Consider the following 23,366-nt stretch of genomic DNA (forward strand, 5'->3'; position numbering starts at 1 on the left):
AATGTTTCTAGCCGCGCTTGACTGGCGCAGAGAAAAGACTTGTCTCTTACCGTTTCGCAGTTCTGCCATATATTTCAGAATATGAGAGTCCGGCGGACGATTGTGTGGCGTTTGGAGCTTTGGCGGTGGATGCCGTCAATCCTTGCTTTGCTGCTGACGTTGTTCTTGGCTTTGGGCCTGGCGACGCCCGCATCTGAAGCTGAGCGTGTCGCCATAGTCCTGAAGATGAACGGGGCGATTGGCCCGGCGACGGCCGACTATGTAAGACGCGGCCTTCAACGGGCCAATGAACGTGGCGCCAGCCTGGTTGTCCTGCAGATCGACACGCCCGGCGGTCTCGACACGTCGATGCGCGACATCATTCGTGCGATCCTTGCCTCCTCGATACCGGTCGCGAGTTTCGTTGCACCCAGCGGAGCACGAGCCGCCAGCGCCGGCACCTATATTCTTTACGCAAGCCATATCGCGGCAATGGCACCAGGCACCAATCTGGGTGCGGCGACGCCGATCGCACTTGGCGGCCGACCATCCGATGGTGACCGAAACGACAGCCCTGATACGACCGGCAAGGAGCGGCAAGTGCCGCGCGATGCCGGCGAGGCGAAGGCGATCAACGATGCGGTGGCCTATATCCGCGGTCTTGCGGAACTGCGCAATCGCAACGCCGACTGGGCGGAGCGCGCCGTGCGCGAGGCCGCGAGCCTTTCCTCCGCCGCAGCTCTGCGTGAGAAAGTCATAGATTTCGTGGCGGCCGATATAAACGATCTCCTCGCACAGGCGCAGGGCCGGGTCGTGCGGGTCGGTCAAACGGATGTCCGGCTCGAAACATCGGGTCTAATCGTCCAGGAACTTGAACCGGACTGGCGAACCCGCCTGCTTTCGGTGATCACCGATCCGAACATCGCGCTGATCTTGATGATGGTCGGTATCTACGGCCTGATCTTTGAATTTCTGACGCCCGGGACGCTGGTGCCGGGAACGATCGGCGGCATCTGCCTGCTGCTTGGTCTCTATGCTCTGGCCTTGCTGCCGGTGAGTTTTGCGGGCCTCGGGCTGATCATACTCGGCGTGGGTCTGACGGTGGCCGAGGCGCATTCGCCGTCCTTCGGCGCACTCGGCGTCGGCGGCGGCATCGCACTGGTGCTCGGCGCTACCATCTTGTTCGACACGGACATACCCGGGCTTAAAGTTTCCTGGTCGGTGCTTGGCGCAATCGCCGTCGCCTGCCTCGCTCTTAGCCTTGTCATTGCCCGTCTCGCCTTCATCTCGCGCTGGCACGATGTCGTCACCGGCGGCGAGCAGATGATCGGAATTTCAGGCAAGGTCGACAGCTGGACGGGCATCTCGGGCTTCGTCATCGCTCATGGCGAACGCTGGAAGGCCATTTCAACTGAGCCGCTTGCCGCCGGCGACCGTGTGAAAGTGACCGGCCGGGATGGGTTGACGCTCGAAGTGGTCCGCAGTTCGCAGGAGGCCTAACGGCCTTCAGAATGCAGGAGAAAAAGTCATGGGCATGTTTGCAGATCTCGCCTTCTATCTTGTGATCATCTTTATTCTGCTCGTCGTCGTCGCATCTGCGATCAAGATCCTGCGGGAATACGAACGCGGCGTGGTTTTCACGCTTGGCCGTTTCACCGGTGTCAAGGGGCCCGGCTTGATCCTGCTCGTCCCCTATGTCCAGCAGATGATGCGGGTCGACCTGCGCACGCGGGTGCTCGACGTGCCCGGCCAGGATGTCATTTCGCATGACAATGTTTCGGTCCGCGTCAGCGCGGTGATCTATTTCAGGGTCGTCGATCCCGAGAGGTCGACGATCCAGGTCGAGGACTTCATGATGGCGACGAGCCAGCTCGCCCAGACGACACTGCGCTCGGTGCTCGGCAAACATGACCTCGACGAGATGCTGGCGGAACGCGACAAGCTCAACATCGACATTCAGGAAATCCTCGACGCCCAGACCGATGCCTGGGGCATCAAGGTCGCCAATGTGGAGATCAAACATGTCGACATCAACGAATCGATGATCCGCGCAATTGCCCGGCAGGCGGAAGCCGAGCGCGAGCGGCGCGCCAAGATCATCAATGCCGAAGGCGAACAGCAGGCTGCAGCCAAACTGCTTGAAGCAGCCGAAATCCTCGCCAGGAAACCCGAGGCCATGCAACTTCGTTATTTGAGTACATTGAACGTCATCGCCGGCGAAAAGACCTCGACGATCATATTTCCTTTTCCGATGGAGTTCGGCAATTTGATGCCGCCCAAACCCGACCGATGACGACGCCTGCATTGTTTTTGCGGATGGAGCGATGGTCCTGCGGTCAAGGTGCTTCAGCCAGATTGCTGAGGTAGCAATGGCCGGCGCGGACAGCAGGAGAGAGAGAGAGAGAGAGAGAGAGAGAGCAGAATGATTAGTGCCGATCTGGGAAAGCAGCTCGAAACCTATATCCAGCAACTTGTCGACACAGGTCGCTATGGCTCGAAAAGCGAAGTCCTCCGCGAAGGTGTTCGACTGGTTCAGGACCGGGAGACCCGGCTTGCCGCACTGGATGCTTCCATCATGCGCGGCATTGCCGATGCCGAGGCGGGCCGGACTAAGCCAGCGAGCGATGTCTTCGAACGGCTCGAGGCAAAGTACACTGTGATGGCTGATCAGGCCGAAAAATCGGCATGATCCTTGAATTTTCCGACGAAGCGGAGAACGATCTTGAGCAGATCGCCGATTACATCGCATGGGACAATCCACGCCGCGCCCTTTCATTCGTCCGGGAGCTCCGCAGCAAGTGTGAAGACCTCGTCGACAGCCCCAACGGTTTCGCCCTCGTTCCCCGCTACGAGCACCATGGTATCCGCCGACGCGTTCATGGCAACTATCTGATCTTCTACCGCTCGAGAACGCGAAGGTGATCATCAGCCATATCCTGCACGGCGCCACGGACTATGGCGCAATCCTGTTCGGCGAATAATTTAATGGGTAGATCTGGGGCGACCTCGCGCCCTAAAGCCGAACTAAGCGGCTACCCTCGTCTCAGTGTCATCGCGCGGATCAGCCATTCCACAATCATGCAGTTGATGAGATAGGAACCGGCCCACCTGCAGTTTTGAAGGTTTCATGGGTACGACGCCGACGCATATCGCTGGCTAATCGACGCGCCGGCCGATTATGGACCGAATAAGACGCTCTACAGCCGGTACTTGCGATGGGCCAAAGGCGTGGGGGACACCGCTGCGGTTCTTTTAACTGTTCTCATCACCTCGCAGGACCGTCCGCTGATCTCGGACGAAGGTGCGCCCTGTGTCGGATTACCTCCTCGACGATCCGACCCTAGCAGCGACCGGCCTCCCGGTCGCAAACGGCGAAGTCGATGGCCTCGTCCGCTCCGCCGCTCTTAACCTCGACCCGCGGCATCCGGATCAACGCCGTAAGCCCGAAATGGCCGAGGAGTTCGGACGCATCAAAAGGCCGCGACGAGTTATTCGTTGCTCCAGATGTAGATTTGATCAACACTCATACGTCTTGAAGGCGTAACCTCAACCGGTCACGGAGAACGCAAATGACCAAGGTCGCTTTCAATATCAGCATGTCGCTCGACGGCTTCATTACCGCAGGAAACCAGACCAGGGAGGAACCGCTCGGCAAGAACGGCGAAATTCTTCACGGATGGTTCTTCAACGGCGGTGCAGAGGGCGATGCATATGTGCAGCGCCTCACCAAGCAAGGTTGGCGCCGTGATCTGCGGGCGCAAATGCTATGACGACTCGATCCCATACTGGGACGAGAACGGGCCGACGGGGCCGTTAAAGCTGCCGCTTTTCGTCGTCACCCACCGGCCTTTACTCGCCTCGCACAGCACTGGAATCTATCGCGCGGCTGGTTCAATTCCCGACGCGGTGAAGCAGGCGAAGTCGGCGGCCGGAGGCAAGGATGTGAGCCTCATGGGTGGAGCCTCGTTGGCCATTTTCTTGGCCAACGTCGTTTTTCCTGCTAGTCGGGGACCTACGATCAGTACGACTCGCGTGTCTGACATTGCGTCGGCAACGCCTTGCTCAACAAGCCTTGGATACAGCGCCACGGCTTCATTCGTTTCGATGACTGTTTGAAACTGCGGTCATGACCAATTGAAAGTCAAGGCTTGACCATTTGAAATCTTTATGGCGGCTGATTGAAGCGAGAAAATAGGTGACGTGCCAGCTTGCGGCATGAGGAAAGCGAGAGGCCACGCAGACGCTGCTGAACTTTCGCTGATTGGTCTCCTGACCCAGCTGATCCTCAACGGATGGGTCGAGCGCGCACATCCCCTTGCTTGGCTGGGCTTGTGCGCATCGCGCGATGACGGCCACCTTGAAGCGGCTCGAGCCGTCCACTCGCTCTTTCTACGGCGCATCATTAGGCCATTTACGGTTGTGGTTTAAGGTAACCAGTGTAGAATCGAGCTTGATCTGATTTTTCATAATGTTTTCCAGCCGCCCGCGATCATTGCCCTCTATGATGAAATCATCCCTCAACCATATGCCACTTCGCAAGCAGCGCGAGATTGGCCGCGTTCTGGAAATCCTCCATGAGGAATTCGAGGATGCGCTGAAGGATGGTACGGCGGAATTCAAAAAGCGCGGCCGCATCCTGAAGATCATCCTCTTTGGTTCGTACGCGAAGGGTGGATGGGTGGACGAGCCCTTCACGATGAAGGGATATCGCTCCGACTTCGATCTTCTGATTATCGTCAACAATCGCAAGCTCTGCGAGTTCGCCGAGTACTGGCACAAGGCCGCTGACCGGCTGATCCACGACAAGTCGATCGAAACGCCCGTGAGTTTCATCGTCCATTCCAGGCGCGAGGTGAACACCTACCTCAAGGAGGGCCAATACTTCTTCTCCGATATCCGGAGGGAAGGTATCGTTCTTTACGAACTGGATGACGAGCCGCTAGCTGAGCCCGCACCCCTCTCACAAGCCGATCGACTGCGGGTAGCGAAGGAGCATTTTGCTGATCGGTTTTCGCTGGCGCGGACGTTTCTGAAGGGTTCTACGTTTTATGTTGAAGAGAAGGACCTTCGCGTGGGTGCCTTCGAGCTCCATCAATCGATCGAGCAAGCGTATTCCTGCATCCTATTGACACTCACCAACTACGGTCCACCTTCCCACAACATAAAATTCCTGCGCTCGCTTGCCGAGGAACAGGATCGGCGCCTTGCCAAGGCCTTTCCTCGCGATCAACACCGTGACCGCGCCTGGTTCAACACCTTAAACGAGGCCTATGTTAAGGCGCGGTATTCCAAACATTTCGAGATCAGCGAGGAGGCGCTTAGCTGGCTTGCGGAGCAGACTGCCCTGTTGCTCCAACTAGTTGAGACGGTGTGCTGCGAGCATCTGGCGATGCTTGAGCAGAATAGCAGGTAGGCGGGTCCGACCCGCGCCCGCGCGACCTGCTGACCCCGCCGCCCCCATTCGCTAGTTATGCGAGGTGCGCTGGCGATCATCACAAATAGGGCTTCCATAGGCTCTCCAATGCCATCGGTTTTGCTGGCCGGACCGGAAATTGATCACCGGTTCAGCTGCCAGGTGGAAGGCAAAAATGCCCGATAAATCTAGGTTTTGATCCGTAAGCAGATTTATGGAACTCTAAAGTTATGGTTACCTTCGTTCTATGCGAGAAATAGTCGTCCAAGTATTGGGCAACCACGCCCAGATGTAAGCGACGGTTCGGCAAACTCAACCGATGCGACTTTCGGGTAATTCAGCCATGGGCTCGCCTCGGTAAAAGAGCCCGGCCAACGCACCGGTCAGAGGCGGTGCGCGATGACCTCGAACACCTGCATGACGGGCGGCCCGGCCAGAAAGGGCGCGGTTACTGGTCGATTGGCCGCCATGTGCGGCGATGCGCGGTGCGCCTGAAGCGCGGCATCATCCTCGTAGATTTCAACGAGCGTGTAGCTGTCAGACAGAGTGGTCGACTTGAACAGTTCGTACAGGCGGTTGCCCGGTTCGTTGGCCTGTACCGCAGCCGCCTGAACGGCGAAGGCACGTTCGAATGCTGCACCGCTGTCAGGCGTGACTGCGAGTTCGACCATCAATCCAATCATCGTAGTGCCTCCGAAGCTTTGATAAACCAAGGCCCGACCCTGAAAGGGCCGGGCGGTGGTAGTTCACTCGTGCGACACGAATTCCTGCGTGGTGATAGCGTTGGCGTAGAAGGGTGCGATCTCGGCCACGAAGTCGTCCTTTTGCTTGCGGGTATAGCCGGCCGACGCGTCGTAGATGACGTTGGTGTGGTAGCCGAGGTCGTGGGCATTGCGCATCGAAGACTCGACGCACTGGCGCAGCGAAAAGCCCGACAGGTAGATCTCGTCGATGCGGTTGTTGCGCAGGTAGCCGTCGAGCGTGGTTCCGACGAAGACACTGCTGCCGCCGGCGCGCTCGCGAACGACATGCTCGCCTTCCGCCGGCTCGAAGCCGGGGAAGAAATCGGCCTGCTCGCCCAGGAACGCGCCATGGTCGCGCGTCATCTTACGCAGGCCGTACTTGGCCTCGCCCAGCACCTTGAAGGTCGGCTCGAACTTCAGCGCTGCGTGGATCACGTGCAGGCCACGACGGCGGGCCTCTTCGAGGATGATCTTCGAATTGGCGATCGCGGTGTCGACCTGCTCCCGGTCCTGAAACACCGGATAAATGCCGCCGGTCGGGGAGAGCCAGTCGTTGACATATTCGATCAGGATCAGCGCGCTATTGGATGGGTCGGTCATGATATCACTCCGTGGAATTCTGGTTGTTAAGCCGCGATCATCGCGCCTTGCTGGCGCAGGTGGTCGCGAAACAGGTCGGGATAGGTGTCGATCACGGCGTTCTTGACGCTGGATCGCTCGGCAAGTGCCGCGCGCCACGCCGTCACACATGGCAGGCCAGCAAAGATCGGGTCCGCCACTTCCGGATCAATGATCCCGAAATAGCGGAACAGCGGTGCGTAGACCGCATCGACCAGACCAAAGTCCGGCCCGGCGAAATACGGGCCGTCGCCCAGTTCCGCTTCGATCTTGCTCAGCCGATCACGGAAGGCGGCCCGCTTGGCGTCGGCGGTCGCCATGTCCTTGGCGTGGAGGAACTGCCAGCCCTCCGTAAAGGTCTGGGTGGCGAATTCGATCCAGGCGCGATGCCGTGCACGCAGCAATGCATCGTCGGGGTACATCGCCGCGCCATCCTGCGTCTCGTTCAGATATTCGCAGATGACCACGCTTTCGAAGAGGATCGCCTCCTCACCGTTCAGCTGGCGCACCTTCAGTACCGGCACCTTGCCGGTCGGCGACAGGGCCAGAAACCAGTCAGGCTTGGCCGATAGATCGACGTTGACCCGGTCGAACGCCACCCCCTTTTCGAGGAGGACGATCGCGGCACGCTGGACGAATGGGCACAGCGGGTGGCTGACGAGAGTGAGGTTTTGCTCGGTCATGACGGTGTCTCGATGTGCTGGAACAGAGATCAGAGCGACTGGCCGCCCGACACGTCAAACGTCGTGCCGTTGGCCCAACCGAGATCATCGGACAGGATTGCGGCGACCGCGCCACCGATGTCGTCGGGCTGGCCGACGCGGCCGAGCGCGATATTACCGGCAACAAAGTCGTTGATATGCTTGTCGTCGCGCACGCGGCCGCCGGCGAAGTCGGTGGCGATGGCGCCCGGCGCGATCGCGTTGACGCGGATCTGACGAGCGCCCAGTTCGACCGCCATGAACTTGGTCAGCGTCTGCATCGCCGCCTTGGCGGCGGCATAGAGGCCGTAGCCCGCCATGGTCGTGCGAACAAAGCCCGAGGAGACGTTGAGGATCCGCCCGCCGTCGACGATCAGCGGCAGCAGCTTCTGGGTCAGGAACAGCGGCCCGCGCAGGTGCATGTCGACCATCTGGTCGAACTGGTCCACGCTCGCCTCGGCGACCATTGCATAGAGGCCTTCGCCACCGTTGTTCACCAGATAGTCGAACCGGTCGACGCCAAACGTGGTCCCCAGCGTGTGGGTGACCGCCTGCGCGAAGCCGGAAAAGCTTGCCGTGTCGGTGACGTCGACCGGCAGCATCGCTGCCTTTCCGCCCAGGGCTTCGATCTCGTCGACCAGCGTCTGGGCTTCTGCGGCGCTGTTTCGGTAGGTACCGATGACGCCCACACCACGCCTGGCGAGATGCAGCGCCATGTTGCGACCGAGGCCGCGGCTGGCTCCTGTAATGAGTGCGATCTTCTGAGACATGGCTACATTCCTTGTGATTCTGATTATCGGATGGCACGCCGCTGGGGCGCCGCATTCGCTGCCAGTCAAATAGGCGATTGGTGAGTCCGGCGCCCCGCCTAATGCTCTCAATTGCTTGCCTAATTGTCTCAAGCGCTTTGCAGATGGGAGAAATGGTGTCATACTCCTTGGCATGACCGACAACCTACAGCCGCATCGCGATATCGCGCTCCGCCACGGGCGGACCGGAATGACCCTGACGCCGATCCCGCGCCTGGAAATCGGCGTAGGACAAACGACCTCGGGAACGTCACCGTGTCTCTACCGCTCGATGATCTGCTTCATTCTGCAGGGATCGAAAGAGGTGGCCATCCACGACGACCTCCTGCGCTACGACGCGTCTCAATATCTGGTCAGCGCACTCGATCTGCCTTTGAGCGGCCAGATCCATGACGCTGACGACGGCAGTCCTTATGTGGCGATTTCGTTAGTCCTTGATCCGGCACTTCTGGCCGAGGTCGCATCGACGATGCCGGCGGTGCGCGACGCAGACGCGCCAGGCAGCGGCATCGCGATCAATCCGATGACTCCGCCGCTGCGCGACACGCTGCTGCGACTGCTGGGGTTGCTCGACACGCCTGCGGACATCCCGGCGCTCGCGCCGATGGCCGAACGCGAATTGCTTTATCGTCTCCTGCAGGGCCCGCAGGGGCGACTGTTGCGCCACATCGCCCGCCCAGAAGGCGCGATCGGCGGCATCCGCCGCGCGGTCGAATGGATCCGCGACCACGGTAATACGCGGCTGCGGATCGAGGCTCTGTGCGAAGCTGCTGGCATGAGCCGTGCGAGCCTGCATCGCCACTTTCTCGCGCTGACTGGATTGAGCCCGATCCAGTATCAGAAGCAGATACGCCTTCAGGAGGCGCGCCAGTTGCTGCTCGCCGGCGACCATAGTGCCTCCGACGTCGCCTATGCGGTCGGCTATGAGAGCCCCTCTCAGTTCAGCCGCGAATATCTGCGGCGATTCGGGGCTCCGCCCGTCCGCGACGTTCGCAGGCTTAGGCAGTCGATCAGCGACCATACGATCAGTTAGATGGCTTCGTTATTATTGAGCACAGGCTGTCGAGCGAATTTGGCGTTGTTCGCGCCATGGCTAGCTCAAACTGGGGTTGTAACAGTCGGGCGAAATACCCTCCGCAACGTTCCTCCGATCAGTCCAAGCTTTCCTCTCGCGGACGACACAATCTACGGCCTTCGCCAGTTTTAGGATCAGCCTGCAGCGACCGTTAGTCGCTGCCAGTCCCCTCCCATTCGCCCGTTGGGATCAAGGGTGAATGCACGTCCCCAGGCCAGATGCGCCTGCATACTCCTACGCGACTTATCAATCTCGCCTTCGCGAATTGCATCTACAATTGCCCTGTGCTGTTGCGCGTTCAAACTCAGCCGCTCGGGATGAATTCGGTGCAGGCGCCGCGAAAGCCTGTACATTTTGTCGCGCATCTGTTGCAGGGTCCGAACCATCTCGGAATTTCCATGCATTGGCCGTGTTGCGTGGATCGGCGCGGATCTGATACCAGGCGACCGTTTTTGGTCTCAGGGTATTTGGATGCCGCATAAGTTCAATGAAGACCGTAGGCACAAGATAGCCAAGCAGAAGTTTAAGGTCACGAACTGGGCGGCTTATAATGAAAGCCTTCGCCAGCGTGGTGATTTGACTGTCTAGGTGAGCGATAAGGCGCTTTCTCAATGGTCGGCCCAGCGCCGGACGTCTCGTAGCGGCCAGCCGAAATACTCGGACCTGGCGATTACGATGTGCCTGACCGTGCGTGTTGTTTACGAATTGCCTTTGCGTCAAACCCAAGGCCTGATGCGCAGTATCGCGGCGCTGATGGGAGTTGAAATTACCGTGCCGGATTTCTCCACCCTGTCGCGYCGGAGCAAGGGACTGGCTTTGCCGCCAGTGCGGCGGCGAACGGCCTGCTGGAGGCCGGTTCATCTGGTGGTGGACAGCACCGGTCTGAAGGTCTTTGGTGAAGGCGAATGGTTGGAAAACAAGCACAAGATCAAGGTGAAACGCAAAAGATGGCGCAAACTGCTCCCATAGCCCTGTCAGATCTTCTGGGCCAGATTGATGGTCCGGTCGGCAAGTTTATCGCCGATGGCGCCTATGATGGCGCGGCGACCCGTGATCTTCTGACGACACGCCTTGGTGAGATCGTCGAGGTCATTATCCCGCCTCCCAAGACCGCCGTTGCCAGTTCTCAATCAGCGCTCAATCCGACGGTTCGCGACCGGCATATCGCCAAAATCGAGACCAAGGGCGGCCGGATGGCCTGGCAGAAATCCACCGGCTACAATCAGCGCAGCCGGGTAGAGACCCAAATGGGCCGATGGAAGACGGTCATTGGGCCGAAACTCAAAGCCAGGAACCTCGACAATCAGAAGACCGAAGCAAAAATCGGCGTCCGAGTTCTCAACCGGATGACTGAACTTGGCCATCCCGAGTTCAGTCGCGTTGCATGAAAAATCCAAAGGGTAGGGCTATCACGTCAAAAAGCTGATCGCTGCAACACGGCCGTTGCAGACAAAGGAAGAGACGGACACCTGGATGCGGGCGCCATGGCAAGAGGCCAAGGAACTGGCCCGCCCATTACCGAATGACGCGCTGATCATCTCGTCCCGCGAACCGTACGGATCGACGATCGTTTCGAAATCCGGAGAGCTTGTGGAACAGGGAAGTCTGCTTTGACGCCTGAATTCCTTCGGGTGTACGCAATGCCCGCTGCGGTCTACTCTCGGACGATCTTGCATTGGCGAGGTTGAGAAATCGACAACAGCCGAACCCTTTCTGATGCCGGAGCGAGCATGCGTTGGCGATCGGCGAAGCACTATTCCAAGCGGCAGCAGCAAAAAACGTTGCTAAATTCAATCTTCGACAAAGGCATGGCTCGTGGAATCCCGCAACGGCTTGATCAGGTAGTCGAAAAACGTCCGATCTCCTGTGCTGATAAATACCTCGACAGGCATGCCCGGATGGAGATCATCCTTGGCGACGCCAGTCGGTAGGCTTTCCTTTATCTCGAGGAGAGCCCTGTAATAAGGTTGCTGCGTTGCCTGATCGACGAGCCGATCGGCTGACACCTGTTGTACGACCGCCTCGACCTCTGGGGTCCGGCGGGCATCGAGGGCCGTAAATCGGAGCCGCGCCTGCTGACCGGAATGGACGACGTCGATATCCTTCGGTTGCAGTCTCGCCTCGACCAGCGGTCGGTCTGCGGTGGGGAGAATCTCCATGATCTTCTCACCCGGTCCGATGACGTTGCCGATGACGTTGTACGCCGACGTGACCACGATGCCGTCAGATGGCGCCTTGATCACTGTCCTTTCCAAGACCGCGAAAGAAGCCGCGAGTTGCTCTTCCACGTCGCGCAGCGAGTTCTTGGATTCATTGAGTTTCGTAACGGCTTCTTCCGTGCGCTGGGTTAGTAGGCGTTCTACCTGCTCCTTTGCTTCGGCGATTTGCGAACCGGTCGTTGCCTGCTCGGAGGCGATAGCGGCCGTTTGCCCTAAGAGATCGGCATCTATGCGCAAGAGTTCCGTGTAGTCTGATCGATTGATCAGCCCCCGTTCGACTAGGGACTGTTTGCGCCGCAGCTCATCCTTTATGACCTCCGCCTGCTTATGGACGGCAGCTCTCCGCTCACCCAAGCCAGTGAGGGTCTCGTCAAGCTGGTCAAGGCGCTCTTCGAGTATGGTCTGCTCCGACCGGAAACGGGCAAGACGGGCGTTGAATTCCTTCTCTTCCTCCAAAATGATTTCGCGCGGATCTACGTCGATAGGCAATCGCTTGCCGCAAAGGGTGTCAACCAGCACGGTTGCGCCATCGCGCTCGGCCCCCAGACGCTCGATCCGGATGCACAAAGAGAGCCACTGTTTTGCAAGCCTGTTCAATTGGGTACGAGCAGCGGTGTCGTCGAGCACCATGATCGTGTCACCGCGGCGCACGGCATCACCCTCGCGGATTGATATCGAACGGACGATCCCTCCCTCGAGATGCTGCATCTGAATGTTGCGCCCCGCCGCCGCGATCGTTCCGGCCGCCACCGCTGCCCCCGAAATTGGCACTGAGGCAGCCCATAGGCCTAGGGTGCCTCCCATCAGCAATACAGCACCATAGCCAATCAATGCTGGGATTCGGGCAGAGGGCCGGAGCGTGCTAGTCCAACTTGAACGTTCGGTAGAAACTGTCATGCCGTGCTCTCAACAAGGCCGGCGTCACGGTTTTCCGGGGCGTCGGCGGTTTCGGACTTATTTCTGACCGAGACTCTGTTTGCATTGACCGGGCGGGGTTTCGCGCCCGAGAGACGTTGCAGAATTTCAGACGCCGGTCCGAACGCATCGACTGCACCGTTGCGCAGCACCAGCGCCTTATCGCATTTGAGGACGATCGCTGGCCGATGTGTGACAATGATCACCGTGGTCCCTCCGGCCTTGGCCTGAAGAAGAGCTCTCTCCAGCGCGGCCTCGCCCTCGGCATCCAGATTGGAATTCGGTTCATCGAGAATCAGGAGTTTTGGGTTGCCGAAAAACGCCCGGGCGAGCCCGATTCGCTGACGCGTCCCACCGGAGAGCGAACCACCGGCGGCCTCCATTGTGGTTTGATAGCCCTGCTTGAGACCGGTGATCAGCGCGTGAGCCTGTGCGCGGGATGCAGCTTCGGTGATGTTGGCATCCGAGACACCGGCATCGAATCGAGCAATGTTTTCGGCGATTGATCCGGGCAGCAATTGAACGTCCTGAGCAAGGTAGCCGATATAGCCGCCGAGCTGCTTCCTGTCCCACGTCGGGTAATCAGCACCATCTAGCGCAATTGTACCGCCGGTCGGCTCGGCCACGCCCGCGAGCAACCTTGCCAGAGATGACTTTCCTGAGCCGCTTGGACCAAGGATCGCGAGCACATGGCCCGGCTTCAGATCGAAGCTTACGTCTTTGATGATTGCGGCCGAGGTGTCGGCACGGGCGTGCGTTGGTGCCCAGAATAGATTTTTGACCGTCAGCCGCCCCTCGGGTTCGGGAAGAATGAGTCGATCGGCCCGATGTCCCTTTCCGCTGGCGATCACCGATCCGAGACGCTTCCAGGCTTTTCTTGCATCGACGATCTGACGCCAGCCGGCGACGAGTTGATCAATCGGCTGCAGTGCCCGACCGGATATCGTCGATGACGCAAAAATCATCCCCGCTGTCATTTGCCCTTGCAAGACCAGCACTGCACCGGTCCCCAGGATTGCAAGCTGTAGAACCATACGCAACGTGCGCGAGGAGCCGGCGAATATGGCATTGATCGCAGACGCGCCGTCCTGGAGATTTGCAGCATCCGCAAATCGCCTTCCCCATCTTTCGGTGACGTGACCGATCATCCCCATGCCTTGAACAGTTTCCCGATTGCGAGTGAAGGCCTGGGCGAGGAGGTTCGCGGCGACGGCCGCCTCCTGCGCTTTCCCAGCCGCGCTGCGCGTTGCGTAGTGGCTGGCGACGACCATCAGGATCATCACCGCCGCGCCTGCCACCGTCACCAGGCACAGCACCGGATGAATGCAGTACAGAATGACCGCGAAGATCGGCGCGAACGGCAGATCGATAAGGTTCGCCAAGCCTTTAGACGCCACGAAGGAACGTGTGGTGGCGAGGTCCCGTAAAGGTTGGATGTCACCCATCGCCGCCTTCGGCGAACTGATCGAAGCGATGAACGCATCTTCTCCAAAATGCTTGTCGAGAGACAGCGCCACGCGTTGGCAATAGACAGCACGGACAGCGTCCAGTGTCGCGAGGAAGATCAGCGCTCCAAGCGCAATCAAGGAGAGATAGACAAGGGTTGGTATGCTCGCCGAGGGTAAGACGCGATCGTAGACCTGCATCATGTAGATCGACGGGACGAGCAGGAAGAGGTTGATCAGAATCGAGAAGAAGATGACCTCGACCCATGCCCGGCGCAGGTGTTTGCGAACGTCCCACATTTGCTGTTGCTTTCAACGCTGTTTAGAGGATATCCGCCCGGGAAGTGTTTTTCAGCCACTCCCCGAGACGTTCGGGCTGCCTCAGATAACGGCCCCAATTGGTTCCGGCTCGAACCAGAGGTCGGCAGCCGCGTCAGCGTGCTCCGAAGCGTCAAGAAAGTCGCTGAAGGATATGATCTCGGCGGTCGCAACCTCAGTTGCGCTAATGGAGCCCGCGCCCTCGCCAGCTGCCGCCGCGGATTGCCCGTGATCTGCAATCGGAACCTCGAGGGTTGAGCCGGGGAAGGCAAGCACCTCCGCCGAAGCGATCGTGCCATCAAATGGGAGTGGTCCGTGCTTAGGAGCTGAAATTGGGTTTGGAATTGAGGCCGCTGCTTCTCCAATGCTCAGAATGGCATTGCGATCCCAGAAGGAGCCATCTGCAAATTCAATCCTCTCGATACCCCAATATTCAGAACTGGAATAGAATTCCTCATCCAATGTTATGCTGTCACCGGTGCTCAGAACTGTAAGCTTTAGATTTACTCCGTCACGCTCCGCGCCGATGTCGCTCTGATTGAGGTCGGTGAACTTCAGAATATCGGTCTGATATTGAGAGTTGGCCTCGTCATCGATGTAGTCACTGCCGTCGCCCAGCGAATAGAGGTATGTGTCACCACCGTATCCGCCAAATAGATAGTCATTGCCGTGCCCGCCTTGGATAAGATCGTGCGCCGACGTCCCGGTGAGGGTGTCCTCGCCGGCCGTTCCCTGAGCCGTGACGGTATCCTCGGCATTCAGCCCAAGTTGGATGATGGCTGCCCTGCTCAACGAAGTGCCATCGGCGAACTCAATTTTGTCGACACCCCAATCGCCGGGGTCCTCGTACATTTGGCCCTTCAGCGTGATCACATCGGTCGTCCCTGCGATTGTTAGCTCGAGGTCATCGCCGTGACGCTTGATTGAGAAATCGTTGAAATCGATGTCGCTGAACCTGATGACGTCGACAGCATCGGTGAAGCCGACTTCATCATTGATGACGTCACTTCCATCACCGCTCGCATAGAAGTAGATGTCGCTGCCGGCGCTGCCATTGATGATATCGTCGCCCTTGCCTGCGAAAATGTAGTCCTTCCCCCAATTTCCATCGATGGTTTCGGACGCAGTCGTCCCGTAGATCCAGTTGGTGTCCGGCATGTGGTCCAGCTCGAGCGAAGTGCCATCGGCAAAAACGAGTTTCTCAAGCGCCCATCCCTGGCCGGCGCTGTAATACTGCGTTTCAACCGTAATCACTTCGCCGGTCGCGTTGATCGTGATGAAGAGATCTTCGCCGGAGCGGGTGAAGGTGAGACTGCCTAGGTTAAGATCGGAAAAGCGCAGCACATCTGTTTCCTCAAGATTGATGGCAACGTCCGATATCGTGTCGTTTCCATCGCCCGAAGCGTAGTGATAGACGTCGCTACCCTCGCCGCCGTTGAGAAAGTCATTGCCATGACCACCGTAGAGTTGATCGTCACCGACAAGCCCGTCGAACTCATCGTCGCCATCAAGGCCCTCCATTACATCGGCACCGGTCGTGCCGGTCAGGATGTCATTTCCCGACGTTCCCACTATCGCGGTGCCAAATAGTTCGTCGACGAGCACATCGCCGTCGGCGAACCGTAGAACTTCGACATTTGAGAAGGTGACGTCCACCCCGGACCCGATGATGCTGACGAATCCCCCGTCAAGCGCCGCAGCATATTGATCGCGGTTAAACCCGAACACGGCGAGATCTGTCCCTGCACCTCCATCGACCAACTTGTCGCCCAAGCCGATGGTAATCTGATCGTCGCCGCTGCCGCCGTCTAAATAGTCGAAGCCAGCACCACTGATAATCACGTCGTCCCCATCGCCGCCGGAAATGAAATTATCACGATCATTGCCCGTAATATGATCCCCATAGTTCGATCCGGTTACCCTTTCGATCGAGAGCAGTGTGTCGCCTTCCGCAAACCCTCCGGCGGCTGTTCCAACGCTTAGATTAATATCGACCCCGTCGTCAGACCCAGAATAATCTGCAGAATCGCTGCCGGCACCGCCGTGAAATACATCTGCCGTGGCTGAGCCGTGAAAGTCCTGTCCGATGTCGCTCGAATCCTGCTCGGGTCTTTCACGATCATAGTTGCTCAGAACGATGCCGAAATCGCCCTGATAGAAATTTTTGATCGCGACTACCGGGCTCGGCGGATAACCGGCCAAGACGAAGAGGTAGGGAATAGATTCGCCGAATTCGTCAGTCACATTATAAAGAGCGACTGAATTCTGCCCATTATAATAGTAAGCGACCCGGTCGAACTGGTCCATGCTGGCAAAAGTATAACTACCCGCCACGGCTACCTGCTGAAATTGGAGCTCCGGCTCCTGAGACGGATACTCCATCTGTATCAAAATCTCACCGACACCATCACCTGACGTTTCGTCGATCGTGTCGATGATATTCAGCAGTTCACTGGCTTTTTGATCGTCAAAATCGTAGAGGGATGCCCAATCCCAGGTGTCACCTTCGGTTGAACGAACAAGATATCGATCATTCCCAAAGCCACCCCGCAGTTCGTCGCCGGCGCCGTCATTCCACTCGGCGTGATTAGTGGTCATGTCTATTGACGTGTTGCGGTTGATGTTGATCAGTCTTCCGCCGACCAGGACGTCATCTCCGGCGTTTCCAACGACGACATCCGTTTCCCCACCTCCCTGCAGCACATCCGTTCCCAGACCGCCGTCGACAATATCGCCGCGCGATCCGCCGATGATCGTGTCATCCCCTTTACCTCCGGAGGACAGCCATTGATGGTCATTATCGAGATTGATCTCGTCGTTATGGTTTTGCGTTCCGAGATCCAGCTGATAACTGCTGAGGATACTCGGGGTGTAGAGCCCGTAGGCTTGGTGGAGCATTGCATCGGAATCCCACATCGCCTTAAAAACGGTGGTAAAGGTCCCCAGCACGCCTACACCGTTAGCAGCCATCGTCTGATAGACCTGCTTTGCGAGATCAATAAGGTCTTCTATTCCTCCCAACGCGTACATGCTGCTGCCGACGAAAGTCCAAAAGTCATAGGGATCACCCGCTGCGGGATCGTTCGCATCCGTCGTGTGGAGGATGCTGTCTCGGAAGAAAGAGTCGTCGCCGAGGAACATAAAGAGAGAGTTGCCTGACCATCCGCCCTTGTCGTTGTTGAAATAAAGCGCAATGGTCTCCCCGGCATCACGGCTGCCGATCACGGCAAGAGACGGAAGTTCTCCGGTGGACAAGATGTCGTCTGCAACTCTGCGAGCAACGGCGTCCGATACCACCTGGAGCGAGGTTTGCGATGCTTCGCCGAAACGCAAGACGTACTGCGCCGTCGAATACTGACGAATGAAATGCGAGAAGTCACCGACCCCCGCATTGACCTGCTGCGCGCCGTTCACCCATGACAGAACGGCTTGATCAACTCCAGCCTCGGGTTGCCCGTTGGTGGAAATTGACGCGCTGATCGTCGAATAGACTGTCGCCCAGCTGCCGCCCGCTACGGCATTGTTATATGCATTTTGCAATGCGGAAAGCTCGCTGCCCGTAAATTGGTACGCCATCTGATCCCCCTATTTCATATAAAATCGAATAAGTTCGAGCGCTGCACTCTCGATGGAGCTGATTATTTCCAGATTCTTGGATTTGACGTGCAGCCCCACTCGAACCAACACCCGTCCGTCGACGAGCAGGTAGTAATCGCAACTCGTTGGCCAGTTTGGTAAACAGGCCAGGCCATCTTTTTGTTTTCCTGTCAGGACTTCCACGCGCCAACGATCACCGGGTTGCGAAATGAGGCGGCTGCTTAAAAACCACTCCTTTAACGGCGAGTAGCTGCCGGGGCGGGTGGCGACATCAAAGCCCGTTATTGCTACGGGTTCTCCCTGAAACGGCCCTGAAAGCTTACAGAAGAGCTGTTGTTTCGCCAGGGTATAGCAGTCTCCCTGAAGATCGAATCCGACCCTCGTTGCCGATAAGCGCCCATTCTTTCCGTCGCGCCGTCTCAGCTGGGCGAGTTCATCAGCCGTTGGCGCGCCTGTGTTTTTGCGGAAGGAAGAATCATTACCAAGCTGTTGGGCTTGGATGTAGAACCCGCCTCGCAAATCGATGGAAAATGAGACTCCGCCGATTTCGAGCGGAAGCAGCTCATTCGCCGACGCAGGAGAGAAACTGCTAGCTGTTAGGGCAGCCAAGGCTGCCACAATGGTGGCGCGCAACCTGCTTAAAATAGCCATCGCCATGGGAACGCGCCTACTAATGGATTCAAGACCGCCCCATGATTCAGATGACCGCACCGATGGGCTCCGGCTCGTACCACAGGTCGGTAGCTGTATTCATGTGCTCCGCGGCGCTCAGGAAATCACTGAGCGATATGATCTCCGCCGAGGCGGTGTCGGCATCTGCTGAAGTACTTCCCATCTGGTTGAACGCCGAGGCAGGAAGATCATGGTTCGTCACATTTACTTCGAGACCTGCTTCAGGAAACTGGATAACGTTCTCCTGAGGTAGGCCATCATCCTCGGTCGCATTTGCCCGAGTAGATTGAACCAGCTGATTGCTGGACAGGTTCGTTCCGCTTTCCTCGATGCTCAGGATGTCACGCCGGTCCCAGAAAGAGCCATCAGCGAACTCGATCTTTTCAATGCCCCAGTACTGAGTGCTGGAATAGAACTGTTCGTCAAGGTTGATCGTATCCCCCGTGCTGAGCACAGTCAGCTTCAGATTTACGCCATCACGGACCGCGCTAATGTCCTCCTCGTTCAGATCGATGAATTTCAGAACATCGAGCTGATAGGGCGAATTCGCCTCATCATCGATGTAGTCACTGCCGTCTCCAACCGAGTAGAGGTAGGTGTCGCCGCCATAGCCCCCCAAGAGGAAGTCATTACCCTGGCCTCCCCAGAAAAGGTCATGCGCCGAGGTCCCGTTTAAGACGTCATCACCGCTTGTTCCCAGAGCTGTAATGGTGTCATCTGCATTATAGCCATTTTCCAAGATAGCGTCGCGATCCCATGAGGCGCCGTCCGCGAACTCGATCTTGTCGACGCCCCAGTCACCCGGATCTTCAAACATTTGGCCCTTGAGCGTCACCACATTGCCCGTCGCTACGATTGTCAGCTCGAGATCATCGCCATGCCGAGCAAGCGACAGATCGGAAGCGTTCAAATCGGTAAATCTCAAAACATCCGCGGCGTCGGTGAAGCCGACCTCATCGTTAATGAGATCATTGCCGTCGCCGCTAGCGTAGATGTAGACGTCGCCACCAGCGCTGCCGTTGATGATGTCGTCCCCTTGGCCCGCGGTAATGTAATCTTTGCCCCAGTTGCCATCGATGGTCTCGGAGGCCGCCGTACCATAGATCCAATTGGTGTCCGGCAGGTGGTCGAGTTGGAGCGACGTGCCGTCTGCAAACTCAAGTCGTTCCAAGGCCCATCCTTGACCGGCATTATAATACTGCGTCTCAACAGTTATGACCTGTCCGGTCGAATTGACCGTTATGAATAAGTCCTCCCCGGCACGGCTGAACGTGAGATTGCCAATGTTGAGGTCCGAGAAACGCAGAACGTCTGCCTCGCCAACGTTGATGGCCACATCTGCGATGGTGTCACTGCCGTCCCCGGCCGCGTATTGATAAACGTCGCTCCCCTCGCCGCCATTAAGGAAATCATTTCCGAGACCACCATCAAGGACATCGTCGCCAAGGAGACCATCGAACTGATCATCGCCGTCAAAGCCCTTCATCACGTCGTTTCGAATTGTTCCTACAAGGGTATCATCATCGTCGGTTCCATCGGTGACGTTAGGGAACATAGCCATGATGTCGGTCAAACCGAGCGCACTCCCGTCGGCAAACTCGATTCGCTCAATACCCGAATAGATGCTGTCTGAGCGGAACTGGTTCTTTACGATAATAGTGTCACCATTCGCCGTGATGACTTGAAGATCGTCCCCGTCCCTCTCCAATGTTACCTGAAAATTCCAAAGGTCGATGAGCTGCAGGACATCGGGCGCTTGTTGAGAGTCCGACCCATCATCGATGGTATCGCTACCGTCGCCATTGCGATAAATGTAAAAGTCATTGCCTGCGCCACCACTGATTTGATCAGCGCCTTCTCCGGCAATCATGTAATCTCTTCCAGAAGCACCTTGAAGACTGTCTGCGCCGGACGAGCCTGTGATCCAGTTCGTATCGATGGCGTGGTCCAGTTCAAATCTACCGCCCCCGGCGAATTGGATGATTTCAATACCCTGAGCTTCATTGGCGCCCCGATACTGCCCTTGAAGCCTGATGCTCTCCGACGTATCATTAGCGACGATCAGGAGGTCATCGCCCGATTTTGAAAAAGTGAGATCTCGGAAATTCAAGTCGGAAAATTGAAGGAAATCTTTAGAATAGCTATCACCCGCATCAGCGACTACGTCGATGCCATCACCTTCTGCGTAGTGATAGGTATCGCTGCCGCCTCCGCCATCAAGAAGGTCGCTACCCTTCCCGCCTGTCAACTCATCGCTTCCGTTGCCACCCTCCAGCGCGTCATCACCATCTCCGCCGCTGATTTCGTCACTCCAGGCTGTCCCTATCAGGGTATCGTCGCCAGCCGACCCCTGTTGCAAAGTCGGGAGATGATACTCGAGGCCAAAAATCGGGGTGCGCAATTCCGCTTCGAAGAAAAACAGCACAGTTATTGACTGCTGCAGGCTTTCATCAAAATACGTGTCGTAAGCGGCGCTCAGCGAAAACGTGCCGGTAGTGGCGACGTAAATCGCCTTATTTCCGTAAGCAAAGCCCGCGTTTTGCAAGGCGAACGCGGAGAATGCAACCGTCTCCATTCTCATCCAATCCGCGTTCTCCACCGTGACGTAGATACTATCCCCGGGCGAAAAGTCGCGTATTACGTCGAACGTCCCTCTCACCGCTTGGTTAAATGAATAATCATGGATCTGGGCGTCATATTGGAAAGCGCTCGCGTACCCGCAGAAGCCATCAACAAAGAATTTGTCGTTTCCCGCGCCGCCAGTCAGGTAGTCCGCGCCGTTGTCGCTCGTCGACGTACGCTTGTCGAATGAGCCAGACAGAAGTCCGGCCTCGATGGATCCGAAGTTGCCGGTTCCACCGATAATAACGTCATCTCCATCGTTACCAAACAGAATATCCACCCCCGAATGGCCTATTATCCTGTCTTGACCTACGCCTCCGTAAATGAAATCGCCCGCCTTGCCACCACGGATCGAGTCGTCTCCATGACCACCAATAACGAGAACAGGGGCCTCCCTATCTGACACGTTTATGTCTTCAGCATCCTTGGGTTTGATATCCGACAACACAAGATCAACTTGACGGCCGAAAGTAAGACTCTGCCCAACCGTTGCTCCTATTGAAGCTAAGTCGATATTTTTCAGAACGGCTTCATAACTATTCCGAACATCCATGTTGAGTTCGGCCGTTATATCACGCTCTAGCCTCACAACGTCTCCAACATAATCCCACCCGAGCGTGACATAGTTGCTCGCTACATTGTCATCGAATCCTTTCACAGCATGGATAGTCTCATGCAGAACGATGTCCACGAACTCCCAGGCGAACACTTTCCCTCTATCATCAATGAACGAATGCTCTTCGATTTCTTCTTTGTCGATGCCAACGAAATCCTTACCATCGACGACTATGTGCTTATTTCCGTACCCGTAGTTGTTAACATAGTTTACAGTTCGCGTTCTCGCGAGTTCCTCGAGCAAAGTCTCGCCCTTGCCAGAACTATAAATAATAGCCAAGGCGACTTTTATTTCATTCTCCTCACTTGTAGAGAAGTTTGTAAACGTAATACTGTTAAAAACATCATCAATTGCCATCTTTTTTCTCCCGGTAGTAAATATCTATTTCTTCAAGAACCAACCTGAGCGAATTCCGGTCCCGTGAGGAAAGCGGAACTATACTCATGCCTCTAGCAATGATGCTAAGCCTAGCAATAGTTTCGATGCAGCTTGCGCTTCTATAATTGTCAAAGTAAAGTATGTCTGCCCAGCAGTACATAAATACTGGTTCGACTGCGCCAAAATTGACTAAACTACGAGCAAAGCTTCGAGGATCATCCGCAACTTCAGTATGCTTTGCTGTTGCCATCGCTTCTATACTTGTGAGAAACGATGCAATTAGAACCAAAGCAGCGACAACAAATGCATGGTGACGAGATGAAAACATGACACTTCCGGAACCCAAGCGTTACAAGTTGCGACGCGACGTCGTTACCCCGTGGCCATTTAACAATCGTGGAAGTCACACCATGACGGAGGCGCGAACGCGGCGGCAGGCCGACTCTCGGCTCCGTAGCCTTCTATCTCCGGCCTGAACGCAGCAGACTGCGAAGTGTATGTATATCCCGGTTGCATTCGAATGCCAGAAAAGAGGGCAGGAATCAATCTGTGTTTGTGGAAATCAATGCCGTACACGCCGCCATGACGATAACCAGCGTCAACAATGTCTTCATTGGTTGGAAGTACCCCGTGATCGAGATTTAACCTTGGATTTGACAGAGTGCGTATTGCTCCAGGCCCTACCGTTCGGCTACGCGCACCAGGAATATGTTACCTTAGCGAGCACTATACACAATTGCAACCCGAACTTTGCTAAGACCATCGATCGACTGCTAGGTGCATTGTTCTGTGCTGATCCGTCTGGAAGAAAACGCTGTCTGTCCCCGGATCGCCGCTGTCCCGCGTGCCTCGTTGAAGGGCCCAGCTTCAAAGTCTACGATGGCGACCGTCAGCTCGGGGACGATTTCCCCTACCCCGGCGAAGCTGCTGCTTACGCAACCTCGTTGCCAAAACGGGATCATCCACGCAGCTAGGCGAGAAACCGCGGAAGATCATTGAAAACCCTTTATGGCAGCCTTAACGAATGTGGAACAGGATTTGACCAGCTCCCAACTTTCTTCGCCGCTGGAACTGCTTGGGTGGTCAGAATTCTTCGCGGACCAGGTCCAGCCCAGCGAAGCTGACTTGATCCCCAGACGCGTCGCTTCCGTTCACCGGGCACGCATCGAGGCAATCGATGTCACCGGGCCGGTCGGACTGGAATTTCCATCCAATACCAATACTGGTGACTACGCGGTCGGCGACT

Annotated in this window: 18 protein-coding genes and 5 pseudogenes; 10 read left to right on the forward strand and 13 right to left on the reverse strand. The window is 56.9% G+C overall.

Annotated features, from left to right (window positions below; all coding sequences use genetic code 11):
• Positions 1–129 precede the first annotated feature (129 nt).
• The 5 genes and pseudogenes from AC1D2N_RS32520 (at position 130) to AC1D2N_RS32540 (ending at position 3,749) form a co-directional block, all read left to right on the forward strand.
• A complete protein-coding gene (locus tag AC1D2N_RS32520) occupies positions 130–1,479 on the forward strand; it encodes an NfeD family protein (protein ID WP_018517422.1) in 1,350 nt (449 codons plus the stop codon).
• Between the two features lie 28 nt (positions 1,480–1,507).
• Complete coding sequence (locus AC1D2N_RS32525; protein ID WP_018517421.1) at positions 1,508–2,272, forward strand: slipin family protein; 765 nt, start codon at positions 1,508–1,510, stop codon at positions 2,270–2,272.
• A gap of 129 nt (positions 2,273–2,401) precedes the next feature.
• Positions 2,402–2,668: a type II toxin-antitoxin system ParD family antitoxin gene (locus AC1D2N_RS32530; protein ID WP_018517420.1), complete on the forward strand. Its 267-nt coding sequence runs from the start codon at positions 2,402–2,404 to the stop codon at positions 2,666–2,668.
• Positions 2,665–2,960 (forward strand): annotated as a pseudogene (locus AC1D2N_RS32535) (type II toxin-antitoxin system RelE/ParE family toxin). The gene AC1D2N_RS32530 and the pseudogene AC1D2N_RS32535 overlap by 4 nt, the downstream one beginning before the upstream one ends.
• A gap of 588 nt (positions 2,961–3,548) precedes the next feature.
• Positions 3,549–3,749: a hypothetical protein gene (locus AC1D2N_RS32540; protein ID WP_026242422.1), complete on the forward strand. Its 201-nt coding sequence runs from the start codon at positions 3,549–3,551 to the stop codon at positions 3,747–3,749.
• Between the two features lie 195 nt (positions 3,750–3,944).
• Here the strand turns inward: AC1D2N_RS32540 and AC1D2N_RS32545 are convergent.
• Together AC1D2N_RS32545 and AC1D2N_RS32550 are read right to left on the reverse strand one after the other, a co-directional pair.
• Positions 3,945–4,067: pseudogene (locus tag AC1D2N_RS32545) on the reverse strand (ATP-binding protein); the annotation flags it as partial.
• A 4-nt stretch (positions 4,068–4,071) separates the two neighbouring features.
• Entirely contained in the window at positions 4,072–4,359 is a 288-nt protein-coding gene (locus AC1D2N_RS32550; protein ID WP_018517418.1) for a hypothetical protein, read from the reverse strand.
• Positions 4,360–4,480: 121 nt separating this feature from the next.
• Here AC1D2N_RS32550 and AC1D2N_RS32555 point away from each other — a divergent pair, with 121 nt between their 5' ends.
• Entirely contained in the window at positions 4,481–5,392 is a 912-nt protein-coding gene (locus AC1D2N_RS32555) for a nucleotidyltransferase and HEPN domain-containing protein (RefSeq protein WP_018517417.1), read from the forward strand.
• A gap of 383 nt (positions 5,393–5,775) precedes the next feature.
• Here AC1D2N_RS32555 and AC1D2N_RS32560 read toward each other — a convergent pair whose 3' ends face one another.
• From AC1D2N_RS32560 to AC1D2N_RS32575, 4 genes are all read right to left on the reverse strand, one after another.
• Positions 5,776–6,075 (reverse strand): putative quinol monooxygenase, encoded by a 300-nt coding sequence (locus AC1D2N_RS32560; protein WP_018517416.1) that lies wholly within the window; start codon positions 6,073–6,075, stop codon positions 5,776–5,778.
• A gap of 63 nt (positions 6,076–6,138) precedes the next feature.
• Positions 6,139–6,735 carry a cysteine hydrolase family protein gene (locus tag AC1D2N_RS32565; protein WP_018517415.1) on the reverse strand — a complete coding sequence of 199 codons (597 nt, stop codon included), beginning with the start codon at positions 6,733–6,735 and terminating at the stop codon, positions 6,139–6,141.
• 26 nt (positions 6,736–6,761) lie between these two features.
• Positions 6,762–7,436 carry a glutathione S-transferase family protein gene (locus AC1D2N_RS32570; protein WP_018517414.1) on the reverse strand — a complete coding sequence of 225 codons (675 nt, stop codon included), beginning with the start codon at positions 7,434–7,436 and terminating at the stop codon, positions 6,762–6,764.
• A 29-nt stretch (positions 7,437–7,465) separates the two neighbouring features.
• Positions 7,466–8,224: an SDR family NAD(P)-dependent oxidoreductase gene (locus AC1D2N_RS32575; RefSeq protein ID WP_018517413.1), complete on the reverse strand. Its 759-nt coding sequence runs from the start codon at positions 8,222–8,224 to the stop codon at positions 7,466–7,468.
• A gap of 172 nt (positions 8,225–8,396) precedes the next feature.
• Between AC1D2N_RS32575 and AC1D2N_RS32580 the strand changes: the two genes are divergently transcribed.
• Positions 8,397–9,296, forward strand: coding sequence for an AraC family transcriptional regulator (locus tag AC1D2N_RS32580; RefSeq protein WP_018517412.1), 900 nt, complete (start codon positions 8,397–8,399; stop codon positions 9,294–9,296).
• 176 nt (positions 9,297–9,472) lie between these two features.
• Here the strand turns inward: AC1D2N_RS32580 and AC1D2N_RS32585 are convergent, their stop codons facing one another.
• On the reverse strand, positions 9,473–9,742 hold the full coding sequence (locus AC1D2N_RS32585) for an FCD domain-containing protein (RefSeq protein WP_080646152.1): 270 nt from the start codon (positions 9,740–9,742) through the stop codon (positions 9,473–9,475).
• A gap of 67 nt (positions 9,743–9,809) precedes the next feature.
• Between AC1D2N_RS32585 and AC1D2N_RS32590 the strand changes: the two are divergent.
• Positions 9,810–10,726 (forward strand): annotated as a pseudogene (locus tag AC1D2N_RS32590) (IS5 family transposase).
• Positions 10,727–10,781: 55 nt separating this feature from the next.
• Positions 10,782–10,952: pseudogene (locus tag AC1D2N_RS32595) on the forward strand (SOS response-associated peptidase); the annotation flags it as partial.
• Positions 10,953–11,128: 176 nt separating this feature from the next.
• Here AC1D2N_RS32595 and AC1D2N_RS32600 read toward each other — a convergent pair.
• The 6 genes from AC1D2N_RS32600 to AC1D2N_RS32625 all read right to left on the reverse strand — a co-directional run bounded on the left by AC1D2N_RS32600 (position 11,129) and on the right by AC1D2N_RS32625 (position 22,448).
• Positions 11,129–12,454 (reverse strand): HlyD family type I secretion periplasmic adaptor subunit, encoded by a 1,326-nt coding sequence (locus AC1D2N_RS32600; protein WP_018517704.1) that lies wholly within the window; start codon positions 12,452–12,454, stop codon positions 11,129–11,131.
• A complete protein-coding gene (locus AC1D2N_RS32605; RefSeq protein ID WP_018517705.1) occupies positions 12,451–14,217 on the reverse strand; it encodes a type I secretion system permease/ATPase in 1,767 nt (588 codons plus the stop codon). Before AC1D2N_RS32605 ends, AC1D2N_RS32600 begins: the two co-directional genes overlap by 4 nt.
• Before the next feature lie 81 nt (positions 14,218–14,298).
• The gene (locus AC1D2N_RS32610; protein WP_018517706.1) at positions 14,299–17,811 is read right to left on the reverse strand and encodes a calcium-binding protein; all 3,513 of its coding nucleotides are present in this window, start codon (positions 17,809–17,811) and stop codon (positions 14,299–14,301) included.
• Positions 17,812–17,820: 9 nt separating this feature from the next.
• Positions 17,821–18,489 (reverse strand): hypothetical protein, encoded by a 669-nt coding sequence (locus AC1D2N_RS32615; RefSeq protein ID WP_018517707.1) that lies wholly within the window; start codon positions 18,487–18,489, stop codon positions 17,821–17,823.
• Positions 18,490–18,529: 40 nt separating this feature from the next.
• The gene (locus AC1D2N_RS32620; RefSeq protein WP_018517708.1) at positions 18,530–22,099 is read right to left on the reverse strand and encodes a calcium-binding protein; all 3,570 of its coding nucleotides are present in this window, start codon (positions 22,097–22,099) and stop codon (positions 18,530–18,532) included.
• Positions 22,089–22,448 (reverse strand): hypothetical protein, encoded by a 360-nt coding sequence (locus AC1D2N_RS32625; RefSeq protein WP_130719538.1) that lies wholly within the window; start codon positions 22,446–22,448, stop codon positions 22,089–22,091. The genes AC1D2N_RS32620 and AC1D2N_RS32625 overlap by 11 nt, the downstream gene beginning before the upstream one ends.
• 680 nt (positions 22,449–23,128) lie before the next feature.
• Here AC1D2N_RS32625 and AC1D2N_RS32630 point away from each other — a divergent pair.
• Positions 23,129–23,366: pseudogene (locus tag AC1D2N_RS32630) on the forward strand (ribosome small subunit-dependent GTPase A); the annotation flags it as partial.

The sequence above is a fragment of the Rhizobium sp. P1_B8 genome (assembly GCF_056406515.1).

What these genes read in the sequence shown, in the direction of transcription:
- AC1D2N_RS32520 (WP_018517422.1), top strand. Translation starts at nt 130, where the DNA reads ATGCCGTCAATCCTTGCTTTGCTGCTGACGTTGTTCTTGGCTTTGGGC.
- AC1D2N_RS32525 (WP_018517421.1), top strand. Translation starts at nt 1,508, where the DNA reads ATGGGCATGTTTGCAGATCTCGCCTTCTATCTTGTGATCATCTTTATT.
- AC1D2N_RS32530 (WP_018517420.1), top strand. Translation starts at nt 2,402, where the DNA reads ATGATTAGTGCCGATCTGGGAAAGCAGCTCGAAACCTATATCCAGCAA.
- AC1D2N_RS32540 (WP_026242422.1), top strand. Translation starts at nt 3,549, where the DNA reads ATGACCAAGGTCGCTTTCAATATCAGCATGTCGCTCGACGGCTTCATT.
- AC1D2N_RS32555 (WP_018517417.1), top strand. Translation starts at nt 4,481, where the DNA reads ATGATGAAATCATCCCTCAACCATATGCCACTTCGCAAGCAGCGCGAG.
- AC1D2N_RS32560 (WP_018517416.1), bottom strand. Translation starts at nt 6,075, where the DNA reads ATGATTGGATTGATGGTCGAACTCGCAGTCACGCCTGACAGCGGTGCA.
- AC1D2N_RS32565 (WP_018517415.1), bottom strand. Translation starts at nt 6,735, where the DNA reads ATGACCGACCCATCCAATAGCGCGCTGATCCTGATCGAATATGTCAAC.
- AC1D2N_RS32570 (WP_018517414.1), bottom strand. Translation starts at nt 7,436, where the DNA reads ATGACCGAGCAAAACCTCACTCTCGTCAGCCACCCGCTGTGCCCATTC.
- AC1D2N_RS32575 (WP_018517413.1), bottom strand. Translation starts at nt 8,224, where the DNA reads ATGTCTCAGAAGATCGCACTCATTACAGGAGCCAGCCGCGGCCTCGGT.
- AC1D2N_RS32580 (WP_018517412.1), top strand. Translation starts at nt 8,397, where the DNA reads ATGACCGACAACCTACAGCCGCATCGCGATATCGCGCTCCGCCACGGG.
- AC1D2N_RS32585 (WP_080646152.1), bottom strand. Translation starts at nt 9,742, where the DNA reads ATGCATGGAAATTCCGAGATGGTTCGGACCCTGCAACAGATGCGCGAC.
- AC1D2N_RS32600 (WP_018517704.1), bottom strand. Translation starts at nt 12,454, where the DNA reads ATGACAGTTTCTACCGAACGTTCAAGTTGGACTAGCACGCTCCGGCCC.
- AC1D2N_RS32605 (WP_018517705.1), bottom strand. Translation starts at nt 14,217, where the DNA reads ATGTGGGACGTTCGCAAACACCTGCGCCGGGCATGGGTCGAGGTCATC.
- AC1D2N_RS32610 (WP_018517706.1), bottom strand. Translation starts at nt 17,811, where the DNA reads ATGGCGTACCAATTTACGGGCAGCGAGCTTTCCGCATTGCAAAATGCA.
- AC1D2N_RS32615 (WP_018517707.1), bottom strand. Translation starts at nt 18,489, where the DNA reads ATGGCGATGGCTATTTTAAGCAGGTTGCGCGCCACCATTGTGGCAGCC.
- AC1D2N_RS32620 (WP_018517708.1), bottom strand. Translation starts at nt 22,099, where the DNA reads ATGGCAATTGATGATGTTTTTAACAGTATTACGTTTACAAACTTCTCT.
- AC1D2N_RS32625 (WP_130719538.1), bottom strand. Translation starts at nt 22,448, where the DNA reads ATGTTTTCATCTCGTCACCATGCATTTGTTGTCGCTGCTTTGGTTCTA.